Raw genomic sequence first — 7,403 nt, forward strand, 5'->3', positions numbered from 1 at the left:
CCGGGCCAGTTCGAGGGCTTCGGCCCGGCCCAGGCCGCGGCCTGCGCCGGTCACGATCGCCGTGCGGCCCTTGAGCGGCGTTGACATGTTGCGGTTTCCTCTCGCCGTTGCCGGTTGCTGATGCGGTGACGCGGGCGACGCCGCCGTGGCCGGTCGCGCTCGCGCGGCGGCGCCGCAGGGGGCATGGCCCCGCGCCCCGGGGGGGCTATATCTCGATGCACGTCCGCAGGGCGGAGCCCGTCCTCATCTGGTCCAGGGCCTCGTTGATCTCCGCCAGGGGCACGCGGTGGGTGATGAGCGACTCCAGGTCGATGCGGCCCGCCCGCCACAGCGCGATGGCGCGCTCGTAGGACTGCCGGACGTCGCCGCCGCCGTACATCGACGGCAGGATCCGCTTCTCGTCGAAGAACAGCTCGAACATGTTGAGTTGGAGGAAGTCGTCCGTGGCGCCCGCGCCGACGACGACGAGCGTGCCGCCGCGCCGCGTGGTCTCGTACGCCGTGCGGGTGGTGGCCGACTTGCCGACGACCTCGAAGACGTAGTCGAAGCCCTCGTTCGCGGTGAGCTGCTGCTTGGCGTCGGCGAGTTCGTCCGGCGCGACCGCCCGGGTCGCGCCGAACCGCAGGGCCGCCTCGCGCCGGGAGGCCACCGGGTCGACCGCCACGATCTGCGCCGCGCCCTTGAGCCGGGCGCCCTGGATCGCCGAGATGCCGACGCCGCCGCAGCCGATGACCGCGACCGAGGAACCGGCCCGCACGTCCGCGGTGTTGAGGGCCGCGCCGAGGCCCGTCGTCACGCCGCAGCCGATGAGCGCGGCGACGTCGAACGGGACGTCGTCGGGGATCGGCACGGCGCAGCCCGCGTCGACCACGACCTCCTCGGCGAACGTGCCGGTGCCGGCGAAGCCGAAGACGTCGCCGGCGGGGCGCCGGAAGTTGGGGGTGCCCGCGTTCATGAACCCGGCGAGGCAGAGCTGGGTCTGGCCGCGCTTGCAGGCGGCGCAGTGGCCGCAGGCGGGCAGCCAGCTCACCAGGACGCGCTGACCTGGCGTCAAATGCGGTACGCCGTCGCCGACTTCGAGGATCTCGCCGGCGCCCTCGTGGCCGGGGACGAACGGGGCGGGCTGCGGCAGTACGCCGTTCATCGCGGAGATGTCGGAGTGGCACAGGCCCGTCGCCCGCACCCGGATGCGCACCTTGCCCGGGCCGAAGCCGACCGCCTCGACGTCGTCGAGCACCTCGAGTTTGTCCTGGCCCGTCTCCTGCAGTACGGCTGCTCGCATGGGGTGCGGCTCCTTTGCGTGAGATGTCAGCTGTGGTCGATGACGGTGTCCGCCAGGACGGGGGCCTCGTCGCGCTCGACGGCCGCCACCGTGACCTGCACCCGGTTCGGCTCCTGCCACATGCGGATGCGCAGCGTCTCGCCGGGCAGCACGGTGCCGGCGAAGCGGGTGGTGTAGCGGGTGACGCGGGAGACGTCACCGCCGAGGACCGTGTCCACCACCGCCTTGAGCGTCATGCCGTAACTGCACAGGCCGTGCAGGATCGGCTTGTCGAAGCCGGCCAGCTTGGCGAACTCCGGGTCGGCGTGCAGCGGGTTCCAGTCGCCGGACAGGCGGTAGAGCAGGGCCTGGTCCTCGCGGATGGGGCGGTCGACGGTGCGGTCGGGCTCACGGGCGGGCACCTCCAGGCGGTCGGAGGGGCCGCGCTCGCCGCCGAACCCGCCCTCGCCGCGGATGAAGATCGAGGCGTCGCTGGTCCACAACGGGCCGTCGTCGTCGACGACTTCGGTGCGCAGGACGACGACGGCGGCCTTGGTCTTGTCGTGGACCGCCGCCACCTTGGCCGTGGTGCGCGCCGCGCCCTTGACGGGGATGGGGCGGTGCAGCTGGATGGTCTGGCCGCCGTGCAGCACGTGCGCCAGGTTCACGTCGATGCCGGGGGCGGCGAGGCCGCCCATCATCGCCATCCCGGCGCCGGCGACGGTGGCGAAGCTGGGCAGGACGTGCAGCTTCGACTCCAGGGTGTAGCGCAGCTCGTCCGGGTCGGTCGCGGGCAGGCCCGCACCGAGACCCAGGTGGTAGAGCTGGATGTCCTTGTGGTCCCAGGTGATCTCGGCGGTCCTGGGTTCGGCGGCCAGTGCCTTCGCGGCGTCGATCGGCATGGGCAGGGGCTCCTCAGACTGGCTGGTCAAGACCTCGGTGCGGCCGTCCGCACCGTCGGCCGCACCGAGGTCGTCGCGGGCCGGGTAGAACCTGTTCCAATTCACCCGGCGACCCCATGTATAGCCAAGAGCAGTTGGCTTGGGAAGGGTCAGGATCCGCCTTTCTGACGCCACGTCAGAAACTGCCTCGCGGAGCCACCGTGACATTTGTACTGCCAAGGTCCGGACACTGCGCCTCTGCCGGGGCCGTCCCCGCGTGCGTAGCGTCACGGACATGACGACACAGGCAGCGGCGGTGTCCTTCACGGGGGCCGTCAAGACGTTCGGGGACGTACGGGCGGTCGACGGGCTCGACCTGGAGATCACGCCCGGCGAGACCGTGGCGCTGCTCGGCCGCAACGGCGCCGGGAAGTCCACCACCATCGCGCTGCTGCTCGGCCTGGACGAGCCGGACGAGGGGCGCGTCGAGCTGTTCGGCGCCACGCCGGAGTTCTCGGTGCGGGCGGGCCGGGTCGGCGCCATGCTGCAGGAGGGGCGGGCCGTGCCCCGGGTCACCGTCGCCGAGCTGGTCGGCTTCGTCGCCGGGCGCTACCCCGCGCCGATGGACGTGACGGAGGCGCTGCGGCTCGCCGGGATCGAGGAGCTGGCCGGGCGGCGGGTCGACAAGCTGTCCGGCGGGCAGACGCAGCGCGTGCGGTTCGCCGTGGCGCTGGCCGGGAACCCGTCGCTGATCGTCCTCGACGAGCCGACCGCCGCGCTCGACGTCGAGGCGCGGCACGCGTTCTGGGCGTCGATGCGGGCCTTCACCCGGCGCGGCCACACGGTGCTGTTCTCCACGCACTACCTGGAGGAGGCCGACGCCAACGCCGACCGGATCGTGGTGATCGACCGCGGCCGGGTCGTCGCCGACGGCAGTGGCGAGGAACTGCGCCGGGCCGGGGGCGGCAGCCTGGTCTCCTTCGACCTCGCCGGACACGGCTCCGAGGGGCTCGCGATGCTGCCGGGGGTGCTCTCCCTGGAGATCCGCGGCGACCGGGCGCGGCTGCGCACGGACGACTCGGACGCCACGGTGATGGCGCTGGCCGCCCTGAAGGCCGTACGGAACCTGGAGGTCCAGCCGGCCTCCCTCGACGACGCCTTCATGGCACTGACCGCGGACCCCCGCGACCTGGAGCGTGTGTGATGTGGGACTACCTGCGGCTCGAAGTGCGGCGCACGCTGCGCGACGGGCGGTTCGTGATCGGCACGGTCGCGATGCCCATGATGATGTACCTGCTCTTCACCAACCTCGGTACCGATGGCGGGAGTTGGCAGACGGCGTCGATGATCGGCATGGCCGCGTACGGAGCCCTCGGCGCGGCCCTGAACACGGCGGGCGGCGTCGCCGAGGACCGGGCGATCGGCTGGCTGCGCCAGCTGCGGATCACCCCGATGACCCCGCGCCAGGGCGTGCTCGGGCGGGCCCTGACGGGGGCGGTGACCGTGCTGCCCGCGATCACGGTGGTGCTGCTGGCCGGCGCCCTCGTCAACGGCGTACGGATGGACGCGTGGAAGTGGCCGGCCATCGCCCTGCTGCTGTGGCTGGGCTCCCTGCCCTTCACCATGCTCGGCCTGGGCAACGGCTACCGGATGACCTCCCAGGCGATGGGCGGCATCAACATGCTGTCCTACCTGGGGCTCGCCGTCCTCGGCGGCCTGTGGTTCCCGGTGGCGCTGTTCCCCGGCTGGCTGCAGACGGTCTCCTCCTTCACCCCCACCAACCGCTTCGCGCAGCTCGGCACGGCGGTCGCCGACGGGCACGCCCCCTCCCTGACGGCGCTCACCGTGCTCCTGTGCTGGCTGCTGGCCTTCGGTTCGTACGCTGTGGTCTCGTACCGCAGGGCAGCGCGGACCATCTGAGAACGGGGAAATCGGGCATGTCGTGGAGGAAGCGGGCCGTGGGGTACTGGCGGTCGTGGCAGGTGGCGCGGGACGAGTGGAAGACCGAGAAGGAGCGCATGAAGGCGGCGCGCAAGGCGTGCGGGAAAAACGATCCCCGCCCCGAGCAGCTCGGACCGCCGCCCTCCGGCTTCGCGATGCTGCCGTGGCTGCTGATGGGCCTGGGCGCCTTCTCGAACCTCGTCAACGGCCAGACCCCCAACCCCTGGGTCGGCGGCCTCGCCCTGCTGACCTTCAACTCCCTCTACATCTACGTGGTGTTCCGGGCGTTCGACAAGGAGAAGCGGGAGGCGCGCTCCACCGCGGTCGCGCTGGTCCTGATGACGCTGCTCACCTGTGGACTCGCCGGGGGGTACGGCGGCAACTGGCTGGCGTTCTTCCCGCTGCTCGGCCTCGCCGTCGGCGCGATCACCCGGGGACGCAACATCGGCAAGGTGGGGATCGGCCTCAGCGTCCTCGGCGGAGCCGTCGGCGCGCTGCGCGAGGGCTGGGACGCGGTGAGCGTGTTCTACGGCACGTTCCTGTCCACGATGGTGACCGCCGCGATCCTCTCCCTGTCCGAGGCGGTACGTGAACTGCGCGACGCCCGCGAGGAGTTGGCACGCCAGGCGGTCGAGAAGGAACGCCTGCGCTTCTCCCGCGACCTGCACGACCTGCTCGGCCACACGCTGTCGGTGATCGTGGTGAAGTCGGAAGCGGCGCGGCGGCTCGCGCCGCGCAGCATGGAGGCGGCCCTGGAGCAGGTCACCGACATCGAGGCGGTCGGGCGCCAGGCGCTCACCGAGATCCGGGAGGCCGTCACCGGCTACCGCGAGGGTTCGCTCGCCACCGAACTGGACCGGGCGCGCTCGGCGCTGACCGCCGCCGGCATCGAACCGGTCGTCCGCCAGTCGGGACCGCCGCTGTCCGCACAGACGGAGGCGCTGCTCGGCTGGGTCGTGCGGGAAGCGGTCACCAACGCGGTGCGCTACAGCTCGGCGACCACCTGCACCATCACCGTGGACGGCACCGGCGAGCGGGTGCGGCTGCGGGTCTCGGACGACGGCCTGGGCGCGGCCGCGGTGGTGGACCCCGGCATCGGCGGCACCGGCCTCAAGGGCCTCACCGAGCGCCTCGCGACGGCGGGCGGCTCCCTGGAGGCGGCGCCGGGCGCGCGCGGCGGATTCACCGTGCGGGCCGAACTTCCCGGCGGGGCGCGGGAGTCGGCGCCGGACGCGGCACTCGCGGAGAGCGTCTGAGGAGGCCGGGCGCGGTCCGGGCACGTAATGTCTCCCCCGTGACAGAGATGCCTCAGGACCACCGTCCGGCCAAGAGCGTGCGGGTCCTGCTCGCCGAGGACCAGGGAATGATGCGGGGTGCGCTCGCGCTGCTGCTCGGGCTCGAGGAGGACCTGGAGGTCGTGGCGCAGGTCGCGGCCGGCGACGTCATCGTCGACAAGGCCCTGGAGTGCCGTCCCGACGTCGCGCTCCTCGACATCGAACTGCCCGGCCGCAGCGGTCTGGACGCCGCCGCCGAGCTGCGCGACCAGGTGCCCGACTGCCGGGTGCTGATCCTCACCACCTTCGGGCGGCCCGGGTACCTGCGGCGGGCGATGGAGGCCGGGGCCGCCGGGTTCCTGGTCAAGGACGGGCCCGTCGAGGACCTCGCCGAGTCGATCCGCAAGGTGCTGCGCGGCGAGACGGTCGTCGACCCGACGCTCGCCGCGGCGGCGCTGTCGGCGGGGCCGAGCCCCCTGACGTCGCGGGAGGCGGATGCGCTGCGGGCCTCGGCGGACGGGGCGACGGTGTCGGACATCGCGGCGAAGTTGCATCTGTCGGAGTCGACGGTTCGTAATTACCTGTCGTCCGCGATCGGTAAGACGGGTACGCGTAATCGCATGGAGGCGATGCGCTCCGCTCGGCAGCAGGGGTGGCTCTAGCGTCGGCCCGTCCGGGGGTTGGGCGGTGGTCTGTGCGGGGCGTTGTCGCTCTGCGGGGCCGGTTGCCTGTGCGGGGCGTTGTCGCTCTGCGGGGCCGGTTGCCTGTGCGGGGCGTTGTCGCTCTGCGGGGCCGGTTGCCTGTGCGGGTGCGTCGTGGCTGGTCGCGCAGTTCCCCGCGCCCCTGTAGGGCCTGCCTTCGGCGGCCCCCGGTCGCAGTTTCGTCTGCGCGTCCGGTGGGGGGTCTCGCGCCGTTCCCCGCGCCCCTGACGGGGCGGTTCTTTGTCTGCACGTACGGTGGGGGTTCTCGCGCCGTTCCCCGCGCCCCTGACGGGGCGGTTCTTTGTCTGCACGTACGGTGGGGGTTCTCGCGCCGTTCCCCGCGCCCCTCAAGGGGCGGTGCTTCGTCTGTGCGTCCGGAGGTGGGTCAGGTGTGGGGGGTGTCCGTCGTGGTGTGATGGCGGGGCATCCATGTCAGTAGCACCACTACGGCCACCACCAAGATGCCCGCGCCGCAGAGGAACGCCGCCGCGTAGCCCCGGGTCAGCGAGGCGGGGGCCGCCGAACCTGCGGAGCGGCTTGCCGCGACGGTGGAGAGGATCGCCAGTCCCAGTGAGCCGCCGAGCGTCCGGGACGTGTTGATCAGACCGGACACCAGGCCCGCGTCACCCGGCGCGGCACCCGACGTCGCCAGCGACGCGAGCGGTGTCATCGCGAAACCGGCCCCGGCCATCATCACGATCCCGGGCAGCATGATCGTCGTGACGTACGAGCCGTCGGACGTCATCGTGGACTGCCAGGCGAAGCCGGCGGCGGTGACGAACACACCGGCGACCGCCACGTTCCGCGGGCCGAACCTCGGCATCAGGCGTGGTGCGAACTTCGAGCCCGCGACCACCGCGAGCGAGCTGGGCACGAGGGCCAGGCCGGCCTCGATGGGGGTGTAGCCGAGCACGTTCTGCGCGTACAGGGTCATGAAGAACCACATGGCGAAGCTGCCCATGCCGCAGACGAACATCGCCGCGTTGGCCGCGGCCACCGCGCGCACCTTGAACAGCGCGAGCGGCATCAGCGGCAGCCGCGTACGGGCCTCGACCACGAGGAATCCCGCGATCAGCGCCAGCGCGACGGCGAGCGGCACCAGCGTCGAGGCGGCGCCCCAGCCCTGTGCCTCGGTCTGCACGATGGCGTAGGCGAGGGTCGCCGTGCCCGCCGTCACGAGCAGCGCGCCGGGCAGGTCGAGCCGGCGTTCGCCGCCCGCGCGGGACTCCTTGATCCAGCGGGCGGCGGCCGCGAGGACGACGGCGCCGAGGGGAACGTTGATCAACAGCACCCAGCGCCAGTTCAGGCCCTCCGTCAGGACGCCGCCGACGAGACCGCCGGCCGC

Annotated in this window: 7 protein-coding genes; 4 read left to right on the plus strand and 3 right to left on the minus strand. The window is 72.5% G+C overall.

Annotated elements, in window-relative coordinates:
* Positions 1–205: 205 nt before the first annotated feature.
* Together G3I40_RS08225 and G3I40_RS08230 are read right to left on the minus strand one after the other, a co-directional pair.
* Entirely contained in the window at positions 206–1,282 is a 1,077-nt protein-coding gene (locus G3I40_RS08225) for a Zn-dependent alcohol dehydrogenase (RefSeq protein WP_164301502.1), read from the minus strand.
* 26 nt (positions 1,283–1,308) lie between these two features.
* Positions 1,309–2,163, minus strand: a complete 855-nt coding sequence (locus tag G3I40_RS08230; protein WP_164301505.1) for a MaoC/PaaZ C-terminal domain-containing protein — start codon at positions 2,161–2,163, stop codon at positions 1,309–1,311.
* Between the two features lie 274 nt (positions 2,164–2,437).
* On the opposite strand from G3I40_RS08230, the gene G3I40_RS08235 reads away from it, so the two are divergent.
* The 4 genes from G3I40_RS08235 to G3I40_RS08250 are packed head-to-tail and all read left to right on the plus strand — an operon-like array spanning position 2,438 to position 6,019.
* Positions 2,438–3,346: an ABC transporter ATP-binding protein gene (locus tag G3I40_RS08235; protein WP_203643670.1), complete on the plus strand. Its 909-nt coding sequence runs from the start codon at positions 2,438–2,440 to the stop codon at positions 3,344–3,346.
* On the plus strand, positions 3,346–4,062 hold the full coding sequence (locus G3I40_RS08240) for an ABC transporter permease (RefSeq protein ID WP_164301507.1): 717 nt from the start codon (positions 3,346–3,348) through the stop codon (positions 4,060–4,062). Before G3I40_RS08235 ends, G3I40_RS08240 begins: the two co-directional genes overlap by 1 nt.
* A gap of 17 nt (positions 4,063–4,079) precedes the next feature.
* A complete protein-coding gene (locus G3I40_RS08245; protein ID WP_164301503.1) occupies positions 4,080–5,339 on the plus strand; it encodes a sensor histidine kinase in 1,260 nt (419 codons plus the stop codon).
* Positions 5,340–5,386: 47 nt separating this feature from the next.
* Positions 5,387–6,019 (plus strand): response regulator transcription factor, encoded by a 633-nt coding sequence (locus G3I40_RS08250; RefSeq protein ID WP_164301508.1) that lies wholly within the window; start codon positions 5,387–5,389, stop codon positions 6,017–6,019.
* Positions 6,020–6,443: 424 nt separating this feature from the next.
* Here G3I40_RS08250 and G3I40_RS08255 read toward each other — a convergent pair.
* Positions 6,444–7,403: MFS transporter (locus tag G3I40_RS08255; RefSeq protein WP_164301504.1), on the minus strand; the 960-nt coding region annotated here is incomplete at its 5' end.

It is taken from the genome of Streptomyces sp. SID14478, from assembly GCF_010548525.1.
Taxonomy (GTDB): Bacteria; Actinomycetota; Actinomycetes; order Streptomycetales; family Streptomycetaceae; genus Streptomyces.

Bases quoted from the DNA above. Each gene is read 5' to 3' on its own strand.
- G3I40_RS08235 (WP_203643670.1), top strand. From the start codon at position 2,438: ATGACGACACAGGCAGCGGCGGTGTCCTTCACGGGGGCCGTCAAGACG.
- G3I40_RS08240 (WP_164301507.1), top strand. From the start codon at position 3,346: ATGTGGGACTACCTGCGGCTCGAAGTGCGGCGCACGCTGCGCGACGGG.
- G3I40_RS08250 (WP_164301508.1), top strand. From the start codon at position 5,387: ATGCCTCAGGACCACCGTCCGGCCAAGAGCGTGCGGGTCCTGCTCGCC.
- G3I40_RS08225 (WP_164301502.1), bottom strand. From the start codon at position 1,282: ATGCGAGCAGCCGTACTGCAGGAGACGGGCCAGGACAAACTCGAGGTG.
- G3I40_RS08230 (WP_164301505.1), bottom strand. From the start codon at position 2,163: ATGCCGATCGACGCCGCGAAGGCACTGGCCGCCGAACCCAGGACCGCC.
- G3I40_RS08245 (WP_164301503.1), top strand. From the start codon at position 4,080: ATGTCGTGGAGGAAGCGGGCCGTGGGGTACTGGCGGTCGTGGCAGGTG.